We start from the raw sequence: 20,407 nt of genomic DNA, 5'->3' as shown, positions 1-20,407 counted from the left end.
TAGGCTCAAGATGATACGTGTTTTTATTTATAGTTTTGTTGTATGTGTGCTCGGTCTTGCTTTTGGGTGGGTAGCTAATCACAATAGTGTTTTTATTATAACATTTTTGCACTTTCGGTTTTCTTTTTCATTGCTCACAGCTTTAAGTGCGCTCATTTTACTGTTCGGGATTCTGGCGTTTTTATGGTGGCTTTTATCTGTATTTTTTTCTCTACCTCGTGCTCTCTCCAATTACTTTTATAAACGTCACCAAAAGCGTGGTTATGAAGCTCTTTCACAGGGGCTTCTTGCAGTTTTTGCTGGAGATGGTATTTTGGCACAAGAAATGGAAGCTCAAGTTATAAAATATCTTGCAGGCAAACATGAGCCGTTAGTAAAGCTTTTACAAGCTCAAACCTTATCTTTGCAAAATAATTCTCTGCGCGCCATTGGTCTTTATGAAGAGATGAGAAAAGAAGCGCCGACAAAATTGGCAGGGCTATACGGTTTGTTTCGTGAAGCTATGAAGAGCAAAGCTTATGAAGCAGCACAGCAATATGCAGAAGAAGCGTTGGCTTTATCGCCAGCACTTTTATGGGCTCATCAAGCAGTACTTGATCAGCTCAGCGTGAGTGGGCAATGGGACAAAGCACTCGGTATCTTTGAGCGAGCACAAAAAACTTTACCGCGCTCTGCCCGCTCAACTCCAGAGCGTCAACATACACAGGCTTTGCTATTAAGTGGGCAGGCTCTTCATCTGTTTGAGACTCACCCTGCTGAAGCACGTACTGCTATTTTAAAAGCACATAAATTGGCACCTGATTTCGTTCCAATAACAGTCATTGCCGCTGATATTCTTTATAAATTAAATGAAACGCGTAAAGCGGATAAAATGATTATTACAGCTTGGCAGAAAGAACCTCATCCTGATTTAGGGGCGCTTTATCTTAAAAGAGAAGAAGGGGCCATTGGGCGATTGAAAAAGGCTAAGACACTTGCTTCTTATAATAAAGATACATTTGAATCGACTTTCCTGATTGCCAAAGCTGCTTTGGATTCTGGTGAAATGGTACTCGCAAGGGAGCAAGCTCAAAAAGCACTGCAATATCATCCGCGAGAAAGTGTTTATTTGTTGTTGGCAGATATTGAAGAGGCACAGGGAAATAATCAGGGGGCCGTGCGTCAATGGCTTTCCTTGGCACTTCGTGCTGAACGCGATCCGGTGTGGATTTGTGATGAGACCATTTTTTCTTCTTGGTTGCCGGTTTCTCCAATAAGTGGACGTCTAGGTTGCTTTGAATGGAGAGCGCCTTCCCGCATGCCTCCTCTCACATTAGAGGCTGCCGATATTGTGCCCAAAAAACAAAATAAAGAAGATGAAGATATTGTGGGAGAAGGCTCTGGTGTTGAAACTAAAATGCTTGAAGAATTACCTCCTGTAGAGGATTCTTTTTTGCATAATATGCAGGTAGAGAAACAAGTTACAAAAAAGCAAGCTGTTAAAGCTTTCAGTCAAACTCACTTAAATGTTGATGATCCTGGGGTTAAAACAGAAGAAGAGGGGGATCCTTTGCCAAAGAAGAAATTTCGTTTATTTTAAAAAAGAGGGTTATAGTGAATATTGTTCGCCAAAATTATTCTTTTGTGCTTAAAAAATAAAACTTTACTTGGTTGTAAAAGTGAGTAGTTAAAAAATGTTTTTAAGTCAAAGGTGTCTCGATAAAAAGCCAAGAAAGAGCAAACCGAGAATTGCAGTCGTTATTCATCGTCGATCTACATATACTGGTCGTTTGGGGAAATTTTTGCAACAAAACGGTTTTGTTCTTGATGTTTATCGTCCTATTTTAGGACAAAAACTCCCTGATACATTGGAGCACTATGCTGGTGTCGTTATTTTGGGGGGACCGATGAGTGTGAATGACAGGGAAGCTTATATTAATGAAGAAATTGATTGGATTTCTTTGTCATTGAAAGAGAATAAGCCTTTTTTGGGTATTTGTCTTGGGGCACAAATGTTAGCGCAAAATCTAGGAGGGCGTGTTGGTACAAGAAGCGATGGAACTGTTGAAGTTGGCTGGTATCCTTTAGAAGCTACTTCACAAGGAAAGGCGTTGATGAATTGGCCAGAAATGGTCTACCATTTTCATGATGAAGGTATTTATGATTTACCTAAAGAGGCAGTGCTTTTGGCAACAGGTTGCACATATCCTACACAAGCTTTTCGTTATGGGAACAATGCATGGGGCTTGCAATTTCATGCTGAATTCACGCGTGCTATGATGCGACGTTTAGTGATTCGATCAGCGCATAAATTGACCGAAAAAGGTGCTCAACCCGCTTCTGCACATTTGAAAGGCCGTTTAATCTACGATCAGGCTTTAAGCCAATGGTTTGAAAATGCATTGCAACAAATTTTTTGTACATCCGTCGTAGGTGTGTGAGAGTTAACATCATCGTGAGATAAGGAGCGTTTTCATTTTGTCTATGTTGTTTCCATTGAAATCAATACGGAAAAGCTTTTCTTTAAGCTATTTGCTTTGTGGGATATTTTGCTTTATTCTGATATTCATTTATAGCTCATTCTGGTTTTTTTTTCACGTAAAATAGAAGATCGTGCTTCCGTTATACTCGCAGATGCGTCTTCGCGGGATATGACGGTTGTATGCGAACATCTACGCAAGAATGGTTATCCGTTACGTATTGGTGTTGTTTGTGATCAGTTTCAGTTTGCTTGGCCTTTGCGCGGGTTTTCTTTATCAACGGGGCGTTTGACGGTTGGTGCACCAATTTATGCACCCCATCGGATAGAATTTAATATTCATTCTCCTGCATCAATTCTTTTTGCCGGAAAAACTCCTATAGTATCATACTGGCACAATTTGGTGATTGAAACTGAGCCTTCTTGGAGGGTGGGGAAAACACTGAAGCTTATGGCTGAAGGGCTTAAAGTTTCTATCCTTACCACATCTGGTGAAGATCAAAAATTACAAAGTAAATTAGAATCGCAGACGACTGATAAAAAAACAACACAAGAAAATGTTGAAGATCAGGTCTCTTTGAGAGATGTTGATGACACAGTTGTGTATCCGTTAGATCAAAAAAGTGAGCCCCCAAAAATAACGGCAGAATTCGTACGGTTTGATATTAAGCACGAGAAGAATCGCTTATCAGGGCATGTTACCTTTGATAGTTTGGATTCTTCCATGTTTCTTGCACCTTACCTTGTTGATTTTCCAAAAATTGATGGCAATTTGACATGGGCGCTTAATGATGTGCCTCATCTGTTTGAAAAGGGAAGAGACAGTTGGAAACAGCATTTGTATGGCAAAAGCGGCATTTTAAAGCGTGGTGAATTGGTTTTCCATACAGGTGGTGTATTGGGTATAAGTGGACCCTTTTCCTTTGATAATGAAGGATATTTGACAGCAAAATTTGAACTTGTCTTTGTGAAGCATATGGATCTTCTTACCACTATGCAGCGCTTGTTTCCTGAGCAAGCTAATAATCTACAAGCTTTATTTTTTGTTTTGGGTGCTATGCCTAAAAATGCAGATGGCTATCCTGTTATCCCTTTGTTGGTTAGTCATGGATGGGCAAAATTAGGTTTTTTAAAACTTGGCCGTCTCGCACCGCTTTAAGTTTGAAAGGTAGTTTTTTGCAGTTGAGCAATCATCCCTGCTGCAAAGGTAAAACGAGAAATGTTGAGATCGTTTTCAATGAGGGTACCAATGCGGTTGGTTACATTATGAATTTGCTCTTCATTTGTTTTTTTCCAAGCAGCAAAGGAAGTTTCTTTTGCTCCATAATTTTTCAAGATTTTCGTAACAATTTTTCGTAAGCTTTCGGCAATATTTTCTTTGGCTTGGCTTAAAGCCATACTATCATAATAATCCAGTACAGGAATTGTTCGACTTGCTTCATTAATGCGGTTTATACGAATGATTTGAGCTAGTGAAAAATAGATTTCTGCTGTTTTAATAAGGTCGCTGTTGCTTTGTTTTGCAATCAAAGAAATGTCACAAATTATTGGAGCAGCTTCTAACAGAGCCAATTGTTTTGCTAAAGATTTTGGTGCTCCTTCTTCACTATAATGGAGCGTTTTTTCTTTAATTTTTTGATTAATATCTTTATCGTTGGAGTGTGTCAGTTGTTCTTCAATAACGCTACGAGCTTGTTTCATTGTTTTTACAAGTTCTTCTAATGGAGTCGAAAGGTCCGTATTGCGCAAACCCCAGTTTGTTGTCTCAAAGAGCATCGAAGTAATAGTTGCGTAGAATTTGTTTTGGACAAGACCGGGTATCTTATTATCAAGCTTATCAATTTGATTAGATAATTGGGGTATTTCAAAACCGTCACGGATTGCAATGAAAACACGGATAATATTTTCAACCTTTTGTTCTGTTGCATCTTGTAGTTGATTAACAAAAGTAGGTCCTCCACGATTCACAATATCGTTTGCAATCAGTGTTGCAATAATATTACGACGCAACTGATGATTAATGATTTCTTTCTCAAAGCTTGTTTGAATTTGAGTTGGGAAATAGTTCAACAAGATTGCATCAAAATAACAATCATCAATAATGGGGCTGTGGACGATTTCTTCTTTTAGAGTTAATTTGGCATATGCCAAAATAACGGCAAGTTCTGGACGTATAAGGCCTTGACCTTGTGTTATTCTTTTCCGCAAAATTTGCTCATCAGGAAGAATTTCAACTCTACGATCTAGAAGCTTTTTTTGTTCCAAATCATGCATAAAGCGTATCTGATAAGGCAAGTCAGCAATACTTTGGCTTTCAGCCAAAGAAAGAGCAAGAGGTTGCAAATAATTGTTGCGTAGGACTAATTGTTCAACTTGTGGAGTCATTTTTTTCAAGAGTTCGTTGCGTGCTTCTTTTGTAAGTGTTTTTGCACGGAGCGCTGATGCGAGAACAATTTTGATATTGACTTCAACATCTGAACAGTTAACACCTGCAGAGTTATCAATGGCGTCCGTATTGCATCGTCCACCGTTTAAGACATATTCAATTCGACCACGTTGCGTAACGCCAAGATTAGCGCCCTCACCAATAACTTTTGCACGAACCTGTTCACCGGTAATGCGGAGTGCGTCATTCGCACGATCCCCTACTTGTGCATCAGTTTCTGTTGTTGCACGGATATAGGTACCAATGCCGCCAAACCATAGAAGATCAACAGGTGCTTTAAGAAGTGCAGAGATAATTTCAAAGGGTGTTCCCGTTTGTTTTTCAAAGCCAATGGCTTGTGCTGCTTCGGGTGAGAGAGTAATGGTCTTTGCTGTGCGTGAAAAGATACCACCACCCTTTGATAGTTTTGTATGGTCGTAATCCTGCCAGCTTGAGCGAGGAAGTTGAAAGAGGCGCATACGTTCTGCATAGCTTTCAGCTATGTTTGGATCTGGGTCAATAAAGATATCGCGGTGGTCAAAGGCAGCAATAAGTTTTGTTTGTTTGGAAAGGAGCATTCCATTGCCAAAAACATCGCCAGACATGTCACCAACGCCGATACAGGTGAAGGGAGTTGTTTGAATATCGTGATTAAAAGATTCTCGAAAATGTCTTTTAACTGCTTCCCATGCACCTTTAGCTGTAATCCCAATGGCTTTGTGGTCATAGCCTGCTGAACCTCCAGAGGCAAAAGCATCATCGAGCCAAAAGTGGTTTGCTTGGCTGATGCTGTTTGCTGTATCAGAAAAGGTTGCTGTGCCTTTGTCGGCAGCTACAACAAAATAAGGATCATGGTCATCATGACAGATGATGTTGTGAGGAGTTTTTATTTTACCGTTAACCAGATTATCGGTGATGGAAAGTAAAGCCGTGATAAAGTCAATATAAGCTTGACGTGCGGCTTCTATGATTACGCCGCGGTCATTGGTTTGGGGAAGGCGATGAGGATAAAATCCACCTTTTGCACCAACAGGAACGATGACTGCATTTTTAACCTGTTGAGCTTTGACTAGGCTGAGCACTTCAGTGCGATAATCCAATGCACGATCAGACCAACGAATTCCACCACGTGCGATAGGACCAAAGCGCAAATGCACCCCTTCAACTTCTGGTCCATAAACAAAAATTTCTCGATAAGGACGCGGTTCAGGTAAGCCTTCAATTTGGCGTGGATCCAACTTGGTTGCTAAAATACGCCGTGGGTTACCATTTTCTAGAGGAGTATAGGCATTTGTGCGTAAACTCGCATCGATAAGATTACGATAACGACGTAAGATGAGATCATCATCTAAACCTGATACTTTTTGCAACTTTTCTTCAATGCGTTGTTGAATGTCCTGTTGGTTTTTTTCTCGTTCTTTTTCTGTATGACTTTGATGAAATTTCAAATAAAACAGAGCATAAAGATCTTGGGCAATGTCTGGATAGGCGTTTAAAGTTTGGGCAACGCGGTCTTGTGAATAAGGGATTCCAGCTTGTTGGAGATAGCGTCCATAATGGCGCAAAATGACAATTTCATGCCAATCAAGTTGAGCTGTTTGGGTTAAAGCATTAAAAGCATCATTATCAGCATCGTGGGACCAAATAGCTTCAAATGTTTCGGCGTGCTTTTGACCGTTTTTGTCGAAATCGATACAAAGTTGGAAGGCGCTTTCTAGTTGCATAACATGAAGATACACAGAGTGTCCATTGCCATCTGGTAATTCAAGTGTTTGCTCAGCTATGACCCGAAACCCCATATTTTCAAGGAGTGGTACGCGCTTGGAAAGGGCTAGTGCTTCACGGCGGTGAAAGAGTCGAAGAGAAATGCTTTGTTTTTCTTTGTTGTGTGTATGATAAAAAGTAACGAAAAGCGGTTTTTTATCATGAAGACTTAAAATATTTCCGGCGTCTTCAATTGCATCTTCAGCTGAGAATAAATCACGATAGCTGTTGGGAAATTGGCTAGCTAAACGCATTTGTTGGTCTGTTGCTTTGCGGGTAATAGCTATGGTTTGAACGCTGTCTTCCCAGCTGCGTGCTATGGAACGAACATTTTGTTCAAGCACTGTGCGCTCAACAACAGGGGCGCTTTCGCTCCCTTTGCGATGGATGATATAATGAACGCGGATGAGGGTGCTTTCTAAGAAGAGTGGATAGGATTCGAAAAAATCACCTTTGTAGAGTTCAACAAAGTATTCACCAATTTTTTCGCGAATATTGCTGCTATATTGGTCACGAGGAACATAGACAAGTATAGAAACAAAGCGCCCAAAAGAATCAACATGGGCGAGTACTCGTAGACGTGGGCGTTCGTCTAATTGCAGGATAAGTTTGGCATTTTCTGTCAATGTATCAACGTCAGAGCGAAACATTTCATCTCTTGGATATGTTTCTAAAACACTGATGAGTGCTTTTCCAGAATAGTCAGCCCGATTGTATCCAAGGCGTTGAATAATGGTTTTTGCTTTTTCCTTTAAGAAAGGGATTTGCGATATAGAGCGCGTATAAGCTGAGGAAGTAAATAACCCTACAATGCGCAATTCTCCACATAACTTGCCTTCTTTATCAAAGATTTTAAGACCAATATAATCGAGCCAAACAGGACGGTGAATTTTTGAACGGCTGTTGGCTTTCGTCACAATAAGCAGGTTATCGCTTTCCATAAAAGAGAGGATTTCTTGGGGAGGTTCTTCCACCCGTGCATCGCCAATAATACGAATAGAGGCATCGGTGAGAATACCCAATTCAATGTCGCTGGCTGTAAAGGCTTTTGTAGGTTCTTGGTTTTTGGTGAAGTTATAAGTGCGCATGCCAAGGAAGATGAAATTATGGTCCATCAACCAGTTAAGAAATTCAATGGCTTTTTCGCCTTCTTGTTTGTAGTGGGCTGGGAGATTTGTTTGATAGGCATGGATATGCTTTTCGACTTCTTTAAGCATAGCTTTCCAGTCTTGCACAGCTGCATTAACTTGTTCAAGAACTAAGGCGATCTCATCTTGGAGTTTTTGTATCTGCTGTTCGTTTAATGGCTCGATATGAATTTGCATGAGGCTGATGCGTTGTCCTGAGGCACAATCAAGGACGGGGTGCGCAATCAAATAAATATGATTTTTGTGCTGATTAAAGACATTTAAAATCGAATCAAGCAGGAAGGGTTTATTATCGTTGACAAGGGTGATAACGGTTATGGGTTTGTTGTTACGGGTCAAATTTTGTTCAAAGCAGATGGTACTTTTTCCTGCTTTATGGAGATTAAAAGCGTCAACGGCGATGCTCGCGGCTTTTTGGAGTTCCTTGTTCTCGTAACAGGCGACATCTTCTTTATCGGTATGAGCAAAAAGGATTTGTTCTATTTTATCTTGATTGTTTTTTATCTCTGATGTTTTTTGTTGTAACACAATAATCTTCCCTCTTTGTTTCTTGGGGGTCTTTTCTCCAATAGGAGCAGACCATTATATTGTTTCCTGCACTTTAACACCTTCTCTCTAAAGAGAATAGTTATTTATTTGGAGAGGATAAACTTGTTGCTTTCGTTTTACAGTAATAATTTGCTCTTCTAGGGAAATATTTTGCAACGATGAGAGGACATTTTTAGTATTTTTTTATGTTAATAATCTGTTTGTTAAAATATACAAATGAAAGTAAATAGAGAATTATGTGTTTACCAAGAAGACTTTTAAGTGGTTACCGATCCTTTATAAAAAATCATTTTTCATATAAAATAGCGCATTATCAACAATTAGCGCTTGAGGGGCAAAAACCGGAGGTTTTGGTTATTGCTTGTTGTGATTCACGTGTAGTACCAGAAACAGTTTTTGATACTAAACCAGGCGAAATTTTTACGCTACGTAATGTGGCAAATTTGGTTCCTCCTTTTTCTCCGGATGACCAATATCATGCAACATCAGCAGCTCTTGAATATGCGGTGCAATTGCTTGAAGTTAAGCATATTGTTGTTTTTGGTCATGCGCATTGTGGGGGCATTAGCACGGCTCTTAAGGGGAAGTGTAAGTCTCTATCGTCAAATGATTTTATTGGTCAATGGATAAACCTTTTGGCGCCAGCAGCACAAGCAGTTATTGGCAATAAGTCGCTGTCCGCGTCAGAACAGCAGATCGCATTAGAGCAACTTTCTATTTGTCATTCATTGAAGAATTTAGAAACATTTCCGTGGATAAAGGCAAGAAAAGATCAGGGTATTTTAACGCTGCATGGGGTTTGGTTTAATATTTCAAGCGGTGAATTATGGAATATGGAACAGGAAACAGGTTGTTTTATGCCTGTTGAGGTTAAGAATTTTGAAGTATAGTTCTTGCTCTCTTTAAAGATATTGTATGATAAATCTTGACAAAGGTAGGGTTTTATTGTTTGAAAGAAAGAGCTTTCGGTACAAAATTAACTTGGAGCCACTGACTGAGACCCCGTTTTAAGGGTATAAAGAGATCTCAGAGGTCAACATCCGACAACGCGATGCGTCCTCGGATGCCACTTTGGTTTGTGTGTTATGCAGCAATGAGGTAGATAATGTTTGAATCCTTACAAGAGCGCCTTGGCTCCATACTGTCTCATTTGACAGGGCGTGGAGCTTTGTCGGATCAGGATGTAGTAGAGGCTCTGCGCGAAATTCGTCGCGCTTTATTGGAAGCTGATGTTGCACTTGATGTCGCGCGTTCTTTTACCGATAGGGTCCGTGAAAAAGCTGTTGGGGCTGCAATTGTTAAATCAATTAAACCTGGACAGATGGTTGTCAAAATTGTTCATGATGAATTGGTTAATGTTCTTGGAAATGAAGGCGTTCTGAGTGATTTAAATGCACCAGCACCTGTTGTTATCATGATGATAGGTTTACAAGGTTCGGGAAAAACAACAACAACAGCAAAGCTTGCAAAGCGATTCACGGACAAAAATAATAAAAAAGTTCTCATGGCGTCATTAGATACACGCCGTCCTGCAGCACAGGAACAACTCCGCCAATTAGGAGAACAGGCACAACTTGCAAGTTTGCCTATTATTGCGGATCAGTCTCCCGTCGATATTGCAACACGTGCGGTACAAGCAGCTAAACTAGGCGGTTATGATGTGTTGATTCTTGATACAGCAGGCCGTAACCATATTGATGAAGCTTTAATGCTTGAATTGGCTGCGATTAAAGCATGTTCTCTGCCTCATGAAATTATGTTGGTTGCTGATAGTCTTACTGGTCAAGATGCTGTTCATCTTGCACGTTCTTTTGATGAGCGTGTAGGAATTACAGGAATTATTTTAACACGTATGGATAGTGATGGCCGTGGTGGTGCGGCTCTTTCAATGCGTGCTGTTACAGGGAAGCCGATTAAAGCAATTGGAACTGGTGAAAAAATAGATGCTTTGGAAGAGTTCCATCCCAGCCGCATCGCTGATCGTATTCTCGGAATGGGTGATATTGTTTCTTTAGTTGAAAAAGCTGCTGAAACAATGGATCATGAGAAAGCGGCCGCTTTTGCAAAAAAAATGCAGGCTGGAAAATTCGATCTCAATGATCTTGCGGAACAATTGCAGAAAATGAAAAAACTTGGCGGAATGGGCGGCATTATGGGAATGTTGCCTGGTTTTGGTAAGGTAAAAGATCAGATTGCTGCTGCGGGACTTGATGATCGTTTGTTTAATCGTCAATTGGCTATTATTTCGTCAATGACCCCCTTAGAGCGTGCTCATCCTGAAGTTTTGAAACATAGTCGTAAACAACGGATTGCCAAGGGTTCTGGTACAAGTGCTGCTGATATTAATAAGCTTTTGAAAATGCATCGTCAAATGGCTGATATGATCAAGGCTATGGGAGGTAAGGGCAAAGGCGGTTTGATGGGAAAAATGTTAGGAGGGCTTGGTGCTAAGATGGGGCTTGGTAGTATGGGAGCTGTTGGTAGCGATTCAAAAGTTCTGCCTGATTTATCGGGGTTTGATCCAAAGCAGCTCTCAACACTTCAAAAACAGATTGAAAGTAGTAATGGAGGGAAGGCTTTACCTGGTCTTCCAGGGCGTGGGGGGCTTACTTTTCCTAGTCTTTCCAATAACACTGCCGATAAGGGGATGTTTCCTCAGCATCTCAAGAAAAAATAAGATGTAAAGAAAGAAGGAAATATCATGCAGGAAAAAATATTGAATGAATTAGCCCATTTGCGTGTCTCTATCGATAATTTTGATGCAGCGTTGGTTCATATTTTGGCAGAGCGTTTTCGTTGTACGCAAGCTGTTGGGCACTTAAAGGCGCGTTATGATTTGCCTACAGTCGACACTTTGCGTGAGCAGCGTCAAGTTGAGCGGTTGCGCCAATTGGCTATAGATAGCCATCTCGATCCTGATTTTGCTGAAAGATTTTTGAAGTTTATCATTAAAGAGGTTGTGCATCATCATGAGTTGATTGCTGAAGAACAAAAACAAAGCAAGTAAATTTAAACGAAAGCCAGAGCTGAAAATAGGAGATAAAATATGGCATTAAAAATTCGTTTGTCCCGTGGAGGCTCTAAAAAGCGTCCTTACTATCACATTGTGGTTGCGGATGTTCGTAGTCCGCGTGATGGGCGGTTTCTTGAGCGTGTTGGTGCATGGGATCCCATGTTACCTAAAGATGGACCACGTGTGAAGCTGAACGAAGAACGTATTCAATATTGGCTTGGTCAAGGTGCACAGCCAACAGATCGCGTTTTACGGTTTTTGGATGCGGCTGGTTTAAAAAAGCGTCCGTCCCGCAATAATCCACACAAAGGTGAACCTGGCAAAAAGGCACAAGAGCGCATTGCGGCAGCAAAGCAAGCTGCTGAAGAAGCAGCTGCTGCAGTAGCAGAAGAAGCGTGATTGCACTTAAAAGTAATAAACCGTACTTTTAAAATTTTTGCAGAGAAAATAAATATTATCCGTTTTTGCCTGCCAAAAACGGATTTTCTTTAAGAGGGTATTTGTTTTTTTTAAGTCAATATGATTCTTTTAAAAATCGATGGCGCGGCCTTTAATTTCCCAGTCTCCATAGCGTGAAGGGTCTTTACCACCGCGTCCACCATTTTCTAAAGGTACTTCTTCCTTTATTTTATGCTTACGTCTTTCTTCAGCTTCGTTTAGGGCGCGTTGTGCTGCGGGAGAGAGGAATTGCTGTTTATCCGTGGTTGCATTTTGCTTGCTTATTTTCTTATCTTTTCTATCCATTTTACACCTATTCCATTGAAGAAGCAGAAAGAAAACCCCATCATATAGAAATGATTGTCTTTTATCATGGAGTTTTTTGAGTAATGAATATAATGCGTACGGCAATGCTTTTGGCTTTTATGACCGCTCTTTTTATAGGGGTTGGTTATCTTGTTGGGGGAGGTAGTGGTATGATCATTGCTCTCTTGATGGCAAGTGGTTTGAATTTTTTTTCTTATTGGAATTCGGATAAAATCGTTTTACGCATGTATGGTGCGCGTGAAGTTGATCAGCATTCGTCACCAGTTTATTATAAGATTGTGAGCGATTTAGCACAAAAAGTTTCTCTTCCTCAACCAAAAATTTATGTTATTGAGAGTGCGCAGCCAAATGCTTTTGCTACGGGACGCAATCCTCAAAATGCAGCTGTTGCTGCGAGTACTGGGTTGTTAGAGAAATTGAGTGTGGAAGAAATTGCGGGTGTTATGGCGCATGAGCTAGCACATATTGAGCACCGTGATACGTTAACAATGACTCTGACTGCAACGATTGCGGGAGCGATTTCTATGCTTGGGAATTTCGCTTTTTTTATGGGGGGGCCGCGTAATTCTTCAGAAAATTCTCATGGTGGAGGGCTTGGGGGCATTATTGCTTTGCTTGTGGCGCCTTTTGCGGCAATGTTGGTGCAAATGGCTATTAGTCGTACGCGTGAATATGCTGCTGATCGGCGGGGAGCTGAAATATGTGGTAATCCTTTATGGTTGGCTTCGGCATTGCGTAAAATTGCCGATGGTGGGCGTGGAATATACAATGAGGAAGCAGAGCATAATCCGGCAACAGCACATATGTTTATTATCAATCCGTTGAGCGGAGAAGGAGCTGATAGCCTTTTTTCTACCCATCCGGCGACTGCGAATCGTATTGCGGCTCTTCGTCGACAAGCAGAGGAGATGAAGGGGGCTATACGCAAAGGTATGGGATGGAATAAAGAAGGTGATTGGCATGAAAAAAGCAAGGGCTTAGATTATGAAGATTTGGAGCATAATGTGCAAACCCGTGTATCAGATAATCAGGAAAATGGTACTGTTCGACGCGTTACAAAACGTCCTTCTTGGCTTCGTTATGAAGATTCAAAAAGAACGCGATCATAGAGCTCTTAAGAGAACAAAAGCATAAAGGTGTTGTTTTGAAGCGCGAGAAAGCGGGGCAGGTGTCCGAAAAAAATGTTCCGGGATTAGCTGTTCGGCAGGTGTGTGTTCGTCTTTTAGGGGCGGTGCTTGATAAGCATGCGTCTCTTTCGGGTTTAACGGATAATGAATATGGACATCCACAATATTTAAGTTTTTCACATCGAGATCGTTTACTGTGTCGTGCTATTTTGGCAGCGGCGTTGCGTCATCGGGGACAAATTACAGTTGCTTTATCACGCTTTTTGGTGCGGTCTTTGCCTTCGCAAGCATTTTCATTGCAACATCTTTTGCATATCAGTGTGGCACAGATTCTTTACCTTGATATTCCTGATCATGCTGCGATTGATTTAGCGGTGCGTGTAGCTAAACTTGATCCTCGTATGCACCGTTTTTCAGGGATGGTGAATGCTCTTTTACGCAATGTTGCACGTGAGGCAGATGTGTTGCGCCAACAGCTTCCTACCGTTGAAGGAATTCCGGTGTGGTTTGGGGAGCTGTTAATGTCAGCTTATGGAGAAGAAAAGGCTGAACAGATTTTAGAAATTCAAAGTACTCCGCCCCCTCTCGATTTGACAGTTAAATCCGACAGTGTTGGATGGGCTAAGCGGCTTGGCGGTGTTGTTTTGCCCAATGGTTCGGTTCGGTTAAGCCATGTGGATTGTTCTGTTTCTGATTTACCAGGCTATAGGCAAGGGGCTTGGTGGGTGCAAGATTTTGCTGCAGCATTGCCTGCTTGTTTACTTGGAAATATTCAGGGCAAAAATGTTGCTGATCTTTGTGCGAGTCCGGGAGGAAAAACAGCACAATTAGCTTTGCAGGGGGCTGATGTGACAGCTGTTGATATGTCTGCTAATCGGGTAAAGCGCTTAAAAGAAAATATGGAGCGGCTTCATTTTTCAGTTCGCACTTGGCAGGGGGATGTGAGAAATTTTCATCCCGAACAGCTTTTTGATGCTGTTCTTCTTGATGCTCCTTGTTCTTCCACAGGAACAATACGGCGTCATCCGGATATTTTATGGACGAAATCGATAGACGATGTCATTAAATTAGCGGCGTTGCAATATGATTTACTTTCGGCGGCAATTGCTTTGGTAAAGAAGGGGGGATGCATTGTTTTTTCCAATTGTTCATTGGCGAGAGAAGAAGGTGAAGATCTCATTGAGAAAGTTTTATCGGCACGTGGTGACATTGTTTTAGAACCTATTTGTGCAGAGGAAATGGGCGCACTGGCGCATTTGCTCACTTTTGCGGGGACTTTGCGAACAACGCCTGCTGATTTTTGTCACAAAAATTTTACTGATGAGAAAAAAGTGTTTTTAGGAATGGATGGTTTTTTTGCAGCGCGCTTGCGGAAAGTATCTTAATTAACGGTTCATTTACTAAAATGGCCGAAATTGTACATGATTCAGCATGTATGGAGATAGATTGTGGCAATTGCGGTAAGAGGACCTCAGGTAAAAACGTCCGATTTAGTATATGGGGCACACCAATTTATGCGGCGTTTATGGGTAGGGCCGCTGTTTCGTTGGCGATTTTCAGGGTTTCGTCCCCATAAAATTTTAGCGCATCCCGTTGATTTGCATTTAGCTGATCCGGTGATGGCACACGAATTTTATCACGGTCGTTTTGCTTTTGCCGGCCATATTGTTTATTCTGGTGCTGCTTCCCCTTTTTCATTAGTTCCACCAACACCGGAATGGGAAGCAGCTCTTCATGATTTTCATTGGTTGCGGCATATGGCGGCAGCACAGAGTGATTTAGCTGCGGCACATGCGCGTTCTCTCTTAGAAGATTGGCTTCATCATGGTGGCAAAAAAGTAACGGGGCTTGCTTGGAGTGCACCGGTTGTAGCACGGCGTTTAATTTCGTGGATCTGTCATTCGAAAATGCTCTTGCAAGGAGCAAGTGAGCGGTTTGAGAAACACTTTTTGCGTGCGCTTGGTTTCCAATTTCGTTATTTGCGTGTCACGATTTCTAGTATGGAAAACAATGATCAACGTTTACAAGCAGCAGCAGCTTTGACATTTGCATCTCTTGCTTTACCTGTTTCTGCGGCAATGAAAAAAAAGGTGCAAACCTTCCTCATCGAAGAGCTTTCACACCAAATCTTGGTTGATGGTGGACATATTTCGCGTAGTCCTATCATTTTACTCAATTTGTTATCGGATTTATTGTCTTTACGTCATCTTTTTATGCACAGCAATGAAACAGCACCGCGTGTTTTGATTGATTCTGTTGAGCGTATGTTGCCAGCTTTACGATTTTTTATTCATGAAGACCAAACATTAGCGCATTTTAATGGGGTTGGCCCCCTTGTTTCCGAACGCTTATTGGCAATTTTGCAGCTTGATGAGACTGCGGGGCATCCTTTTAGTTATGCACGCCATTCAGGGTTTCAGCGTTTACAAGCCAATAAAACGACAGTGCTTGCGGATACAGGAAAGTTTCCCCCACGCTCTGCTGCGGAGCACGCTTGTTCAGGGTGTTTGTCTTTTGAAATGTCTTCACAAGGGAGCCGCTTTATTATCAACACGGGTGTTAATCCTTATGGGCGTGAGGAATATCGACATTTAGGGCGTGTCACAGCAGCACATTCAACAGCAACGATTAATGATTGTTCGGTGGGAATTTTTCATAAAAAAAAGAGAAGTGGCGTTTCATTTTTGCTTGAGGGACCAACGGATGTTAAAGTGCGTCGTATAGAGGATTCAGAGAAAACGGGTTTTATTGCGAGCCATAATGGTTATGTGCGGCCTTTTAATCTTGTTCATGAACGTGGTCTTATTTTAGCGACAAATGGGGAAATGATCGAGGGTTTTGATCGCTTTTTTATGCCAAACAAGGGGCCTTCCAAGAGACATAAGGTAGATCAAAGTGAACAAAATAATGTTGCCGTTCGCTTTCATCTTCACCCGCAAGTTCAAGTCAACTACGATGGCAAGCGTGTGCGTTTAGCTGTGGGGGATGAGCACGTGTGGTATTTTATATCACCTGACGCTGATATTTGTCTTGAAGATTCAATTGATTTTGCTGCATTAACAGGTCCGCAACGCACACAACAGATTGTTTTATATTTTCGTCCCGCATTTCAGGAAAAGGTTCGTTGGCGTTTTATCCGCCGTTCGTTAGAACAATGATTTGCTTTTTTATAACATTGATAAAGAAAGTTATTTTCTAGTGTGTTAAAAAAAGCGTTCTATCCTTTCAGTGTATTTTGATAAAGGCATGTGCTATGAATGTGTAAACTGATTTTATGCATATAAGTCAGTTCTGTTAGAATTTTAACCATTTCATTTTTAGGGTTCCTGTTATGGGTGTTGTTGCAAAAAATTTTCCCATACCTGATCTTCATCGGGTTCGCCGTGTTCTTTTTTCTGTGTCTGATAAAACGGGTGTGGTTGCATTTGCACAAGCGCTTCACGCTTATGGTGTTGAATTGATTTCAACAGGAGGAACAGCTAAAGCCTTAATGACTGCTGGTTTACCAGTAAAAGATGTTGCTGAAGTTACAGGGTTTCCGGAAATAATGGATGGACGTGTCAAAACACTCCATCCCTTAATTCATGGTGCTCTCTTAGGGGTAAGAGAGAATCCTAGTCATGCAGATGCGATGGAGAAACATGGTATCCGTGGAATCGATCTTCTGGTAGTGAATCTTTATCCTTTTGAAGAAACTTCACAATCTGGAGCGGATAGGCAAACAATTCTTGAAAATATTGATATCGGTGGACCGGCAATGATCCGCGCTGCGGCAAAGAATCATGCTTATACAGGTGTTGTAACAGCGGTGCGTGATTATGAGTTGGTTCTCGCTGAATTAAATAAGCATGATGGGTGTTTAAGCTTGTCCATACGACGTCAATTAGCAATGCGTGCTTATGAACACACTGCTGCTTATGATGCGGCGATAGCGGCATGGTTTGCACAGGATTTAAAAATTGAAACACCATCTTGGCAAAGTTTTTCTGGTCATCTTGAAAGCGTTATGCGTTATGGGGAAAATCCGCATCAACAGGCGGCATTTTATCGCAATAGTGACAAACGTTATGGTGTTGCAACAGCTGAACTTTTGCAAGGCAAAGCACTCTCTTATAACAATATGAATGATACAGATGCGGCATTTGAGCTTGTGGCAGAATTTGATCCCAAAAGGACTGCTGCTGTTGCTCTTATTAAACATGCAAACCCTTGTGGCGTTGCAGAAGGGCGGAGTTTGAAAGAGGCTTATTTGAAAGCTCTACGGTGTGATAATGTCTCAGCGTTTGGTGGAATTATTGCGTTAAATCAACCTCTTGATGAAGAATGTGCGGAAGAGATTGTTAAAATTTTCACGGAAGTGATTATTGCTCCTGATGCGACAATGGCGGCACGTGAAATTATTGCAGGCAAAAAAAATCTTCGTTTGCTGGTAACAGGTGGTGTCCCTAATCCCCGTTGTGGAGGGTTGATTGCTAAAACGCTTGCGGGTGGGATTTTAGTGCAGTCGCGTGATAATGTGGTAGTTGATGATCTCAAACTGCAAGTGGTAACAAAGCGAGTGCCAAGTCAAGATGAAATGCGTGATCTTCATTTTGCTTTTCGGGTGGTGAAGCACGTCAAATCAAATGCTATCGTTTATGCAAAAAACAGCGCAACAGTTGGAATTGGTGCGGGCCAAATGAGCCGCATTGATTCAGCAAAAATCGCTGCGCGTAAAGCTGAAGAAAGTGCAAGGAGAGCAGGCTTAACAGAATCTCTTGCGAAAGGGTCTGTGGTTGCATCGGATGCTTTTTTTCCTTTTGCAGATGGCTTATTAGCAGCTGCTGAAGCGGGTGTAACAGCGGTTATTCAACCGGGAGGGTCAATGCGTGATGAAGAGGTGATTGCCGCTGCCGATACGCATGGTTTAGCTATGGTTTTTACAGGTGTGCGGCATTTTCGTCATTAACAGTTTTCAGGGGTGCTTTTTTCAAACGAGACAAGTGTTTTAATAAGCTTCTTTTGTGATAACTGGGTGTAGTTATTAGCAGCTGCTGAAGTGGGTACAACAGCAGTTTTTCCACTGGGTAGCTTAATGTGTGATGAAAAAGTGATGTTGCTGCGCATGGTCTGGCTATGATTTTTATAGATTTGCCGCATTTTCACCATTAACGGCTTTTAATGAGCTCACTGTTTAGAAAGAGATAAGTTTTAAATGAGCTTATTATGTTGTGTATGCATATCTGTTATGAAGTTATAGCACAACTCTTTTTTGTATTTTGCTCTACCTTATACCTTAGAAAGAGTAACGTAGGTTGAGGTGAAGAGTATGAATATTTTGCGTTCTTATAATAATTGGCGTCGTTATCGGCGGACGGTTAATGCGTTGAGTCATCTTTCAACATATGAGCTTAATGATCTTGGCATCTATCGTGGCAATATTGATTCAATTGCGCGGCTTTATTCTCATAAGTCTTTCTAAAATTTGTGGGGGCATTTGAGAGAATGCTTTATTATGGGGAGCGGCGTTTTTTTTCTCTGTTTTTTCTGCAATGAAGAGGGCACGTGTATGGGTGGTTTTTGTGTATTCACCTTTGTGTCTGCTGTTTCTTGAAAAAGCAAAGAGAATGGCGTGTAAAATTCCCAACACGGTGGTGTAGGGTATGCGCTGTTATGGGAGTATATGCTTGCTTAAAGCAAAGCCATTTAACAGCTATGTTTTATGAGGTGTTGCTTCTTATCTTTTTTAGCTTTTTTGCCGTAGTAGAAAAAGAAAGGCTCCTAGAACGCCTGCAGCTAAGGTAAACCACGTAATAGCATAGACAAGATGATTGTTTTGAAAGTGTACAATGGTCAAACCGGCTATGGGGAGAGTTGCTTGTGTAGCTGTTTTTTTCCCAGCATCGATAAAATAAGGAGCAACAGTAGGGAGACCAAGCTTTTGTGCCATAGCGGGAAGATCGCGCGTGTACCATAAGTTCGTGTCAGGATTATTTTTGCGTGGAAAAAAACCATTTTTTTCGCTCATGCGTAACAGACCTATAATTGTAGTTTGCTTTATCTGTGTGGCAGAATGTGCGGTATTCGTGTGTGATTGCTCTGCGTTTTGAAAGTCATAGCGTGCATCCATGGGGATAAAACCACGATTCACAAAGGTCAGTGTGTTGTCCGCTGTTTGTAAAGGGGTCAAAACCCAGTACCCTGTGGTATCTTGAGCAACGGCAGTGACAAAAATATTTTTATCTGTCAGAAACTTTCCTGTGATGATGACAGGTCGATATTCGTCTTTTTCAAAAGTGATATGCGCCCATTGATCTTGCGGTGGTGCTTTTATGGGAGGCAAATGAACACGTTGATTGGCACTGATGATAAGGTTTGTTTTCCAGTTTAATCGTTGTATTTGCCATACACCTAGTGCACTAAAGAGAAGAAAAAAACATATACATAAAATGCCGAACGGCAGTAAAGAGAAACCGGTGTGCTTGTGTTGAAGCTCTGTCATGGAAGGATCTGTTTGGTTCATGATTGATGCTTCCTTTTAGGATGGTGCGTATTCTTCTTTTAACATGGTAAGCGTGAAAAAAAAACATTTTGTATGTCTTTGATAAGAAAAGGCGGCAAAATAAATCGGTAAGGAATGCACAAGGCTTTACAAAAGACTTGACCTTTTGTTGTCGACACCCTATTAGAAAGCACAACTTCCTAATAATGCCCGTTCAAGGTAGTGTTGTGCGTTTTTTGCGTTCATTCTGTTTTGTAGGTAGTGGGATTTAAAGAGTTTTTTAGAGTTCAAAGGTGAAGTTTATGTCTCGTGCTTGCGAATTGACAGGAAAAGCGGTTCTGTATGGTAATAATGTTAGCCATGCAAACAATAAAACCCGTCGTCGTTTCTTACCAAATCTTTGCAATGTGACGTTGATTTCGGAAGTGTTACAGCAAAATTACCGTTTGCGTGTTTCAGCAAGTGCTTTGCGTTCTGTTGAGCACCGCGGTGGCTTGGATGGTTTTTTACTCAAAGCCGATGATAAAGAATTGTCGCAACGTGCCCGTTTGTTAAAGCGCCAAATCATTAAGAAGAAAGCTGAACAAAAAACTGAACAAGCAGCGTAATTACCTTTTTTTACGACAAGGCTTAGTCATTTGTTTCCGTTCTATGAAGACAGTGTCTTTTGGTTTGCT

15 protein-coding genes and 1 pseudogene are annotated in these 20,407 nt (G+C 41.3%); 13 read left to right on the top strand and 3 right to left on the bottom strand.

Going from position 1 to position 20,407, the window contains the following annotated elements:
• Positions 1-10 precede the first annotated feature (10 nt).
• The 3 genes from J7R13_RS01195 (at position 11) to J7R13_RS01185 (ending at position 3,617) form a co-directional block, all read left to right on the top strand.
• Entirely contained in the window at positions 11-1,579 is a 1,569-nt protein-coding gene (locus J7R13_RS01195; RefSeq protein WP_208437100.1) for a heme biosynthesis protein HemY, read from the top strand.
• A 94-nt stretch (positions 1,580-1,673) separates the two neighbouring features.
• Entirely contained in the window at positions 1,674-2,420 is a 747-nt protein-coding gene (locus tag J7R13_RS01190) for a glutamine amidotransferase (RefSeq protein WP_208437099.1), read from the top strand.
• Positions 2,421-2,630: 210 nt separating this feature from the next.
• Positions 2,631-3,617 (top strand): DUF2125 domain-containing protein, encoded by a 987-nt coding sequence (locus J7R13_RS01185; protein ID WP_246786251.1) that lies wholly within the window; start codon positions 2,631-2,633, stop codon positions 3,615-3,617.
• Here J7R13_RS01185 and J7R13_RS01180 read toward each other — a convergent pair.
• Positions 3,614-8,323 carry an NAD-glutamate dehydrogenase gene (locus tag J7R13_RS01180; protein ID WP_208437098.1) on the bottom strand — a complete coding sequence of 1,570 codons (4,710 nt, stop codon included), beginning with the start codon at positions 8,321-8,323 and terminating at the stop codon, positions 3,614-3,616. The genes J7R13_RS01185 and J7R13_RS01180 overlap by 4 nt on opposite strands.
• 257 nt (positions 8,324-8,580) lie before the next feature.
• Between J7R13_RS01180 and J7R13_RS01175 the strand changes: the two genes are divergently transcribed.
• From J7R13_RS01175 to rpsP, 4 genes and pseudogenes are all read left to right on the top strand, one after another.
• Positions 8,581-9,234 carry a carbonic anhydrase gene (locus J7R13_RS01175; RefSeq protein WP_425523221.1) on the top strand — a complete coding sequence of 218 codons (654 nt, stop codon included), beginning with the start codon at positions 8,581-8,583 and terminating at the stop codon, positions 9,232-9,234.
• A gap of 215 nt (positions 9,235-9,449) precedes the next feature.
• Positions 9,450-11,021, top strand: a complete 1,572-nt coding sequence (gene ffh / locus J7R13_RS01170; protein ID WP_208437097.1) for a signal recognition particle protein — start codon at positions 9,450-9,452, stop codon at positions 11,019-11,021.
• Between the two features lie 24 nt (positions 11,022-11,045).
• Positions 11,046-11,374, top strand: a pseudogene (locus J7R13_RS01165) (chorismate mutase).
• Between the two features lie 16 nt (positions 11,375-11,390).
• Positions 11,391-11,756: a 30S ribosomal protein S16 gene (gene rpsP / locus J7R13_RS01160; RefSeq protein WP_208437096.1), complete on the top strand. Its 366-nt coding sequence runs from the start codon at positions 11,391-11,393 to the stop codon at positions 11,754-11,756.
• Between the two features lie 129 nt (positions 11,757-11,885).
• On the opposite strand, the gene J7R13_RS01155 is transcribed toward rpsP, so the two are convergent.
• The gene (locus J7R13_RS01155; protein ID WP_208437095.1) at positions 11,886-12,101 is read right to left on the bottom strand and encodes a DUF1674 domain-containing protein; all 216 of its coding nucleotides are present in this window, start codon (positions 12,099-12,101) and stop codon (positions 11,886-11,888) included.
• Positions 12,102-12,184: 83 nt separating this feature from the next.
• On the opposite strand from J7R13_RS01155, the gene htpX reads away from it, so the two are divergent.
• The 5 genes from htpX to J7R13_RS01130 all read left to right on the top strand — a co-directional run bounded on the left by htpX (position 12,185) and on the right by J7R13_RS01130 (position 18,710).
• On the top strand, positions 12,185-13,231 hold the full coding sequence (gene htpX / locus J7R13_RS01150) for a zinc metalloprotease HtpX (protein ID WP_208437094.1): 1,047 nt from the start codon (positions 12,185-12,187) through the stop codon (positions 13,229-13,231).
• A gap of 35 nt (positions 13,232-13,266) precedes the next feature.
• Positions 13,267-14,634: an RsmB/NOP family class I SAM-dependent RNA methyltransferase gene (locus J7R13_RS01145; RefSeq protein ID WP_208437093.1), complete on the top strand. Its 1,368-nt coding sequence runs from the start codon at positions 13,267-13,269 to the stop codon at positions 14,632-14,634.
• A gap of 63 nt (positions 14,635-14,697) precedes the next feature.
• Positions 14,698-16,407: a heparinase II/III family protein gene (locus J7R13_RS01140; RefSeq protein ID WP_208437092.1), complete on the top strand. Its 1,710-nt coding sequence runs from the start codon at positions 14,698-14,700 to the stop codon at positions 16,405-16,407.
• A gap of 173 nt (positions 16,408-16,580) precedes the next feature.
• Positions 16,581-18,197: a bifunctional phosphoribosylaminoimidazolecarboxamide formyltransferase/IMP cyclohydrolase gene (gene purH / locus J7R13_RS01135; protein WP_208437091.1), complete on the top strand. Its 1,617-nt coding sequence runs from the start codon at positions 16,581-16,583 to the stop codon at positions 18,195-18,197.
• 360 nt (positions 18,198-18,557) lie between these two features.
• Positions 18,558-18,710 (top strand): DUF1127 domain-containing protein, encoded by a 153-nt coding sequence (locus J7R13_RS01130; RefSeq protein WP_208437090.1) that lies wholly within the window; start codon positions 18,558-18,560, stop codon positions 18,708-18,710.
• Between the two features lie 264 nt (positions 18,711-18,974).
• On the opposite strand, the gene J7R13_RS01125 is transcribed toward J7R13_RS01130, so the two are convergent.
• Positions 18,975-19,751, bottom strand: coding sequence for an SURF1 family protein (locus J7R13_RS01125; protein WP_208437089.1), 777 nt, complete (start codon positions 19,749-19,751; stop codon positions 18,975-18,977).
• 281 nt (positions 19,752-20,032) lie between these two features.
• Here J7R13_RS01125 and rpmB point away from each other — a divergent pair, with 281 nt between their 5' ends.
• Positions 20,033-20,338, top strand: coding sequence for a 50S ribosomal protein L28 (rpmB, locus tag J7R13_RS01120; protein ID WP_208437088.1), 306 nt, complete (start codon positions 20,033-20,035; stop codon positions 20,336-20,338).
• Positions 20,339-20,407: the final 69 nt, after the last annotated feature.

The organism is Bartonella taylorii 8TBB (assembly GCF_902825155.1).
GTDB classification, from domain to species: Bacteria; Pseudomonadota; Alphaproteobacteria; order Rhizobiales; family Rhizobiaceae; genus Bartonella; species Bartonella taylorii_A.
The sequence above is the reverse complement of the archived record's forward strand: the minus strand, read 5'-3'. Positions and strand labels throughout refer to the sequence as shown.

Coding starts and splice junctions, on each gene's coding strand:
- J7R13_RS01195 (WP_208437100.1), top strand. CDS start 11: ATGATACGTGTTTTTATTTATAGTTTTGTTGTATGTGTGCTCGGTCTT.
- J7R13_RS01190 (WP_208437099.1), top strand. CDS start 1,674: ATGTTTTTAAGTCAAAGGTGTCTCGATAAAAAGCCAAGAAAGAGCAAA.
- J7R13_RS01185 (WP_246786251.1), top strand. CDS start 2,631: ATGACGGTTGTATGCGAACATCTACGCAAGAATGGTTATCCGTTACGT.
- J7R13_RS01175 (WP_425523221.1), top strand. CDS start 8,581: ATGTGTTTACCAAGAAGACTTTTAAGTGGTTACCGATCCTTTATAAAA.
- ffh (WP_208437097.1), top strand. CDS start 9,450: ATGTTTGAATCCTTACAAGAGCGCCTTGGCTCCATACTGTCTCATTTG.
- rpsP (WP_208437096.1), top strand. CDS start 11,391: ATGGCATTAAAAATTCGTTTGTCCCGTGGAGGCTCTAAAAAGCGTCCT.
- J7R13_RS01155 (WP_208437095.1), bottom strand. CDS start 12,101: ATGGATAGAAAAGATAAGAAAATAAGCAAGCAAAATGCAACCACGGAT.
- htpX (WP_208437094.1), top strand. CDS start 12,185: ATGAATATAATGCGTACGGCAATGCTTTTGGCTTTTATGACCGCTCTT.
- purH (WP_208437091.1), top strand. CDS start 16,581: ATGGGTGTTGTTGCAAAAAATTTTCCCATACCTGATCTTCATCGGGTT.
- J7R13_RS01130 (WP_208437090.1), top strand. CDS start 18,558: ATGAATATTTTGCGTTCTTATAATAATTGGCGTCGTTATCGGCGGACG.
- J7R13_RS01125 (WP_208437089.1), bottom strand. CDS start 19,751: ATGAACCAAACAGATCCTTCCATGACAGAGCTTCAACACAAGCACACC.
- rpmB (WP_208437088.1), top strand. CDS start 20,033: ATGTCTCGTGCTTGCGAATTGACAGGAAAAGCGGTTCTGTATGGTAAT.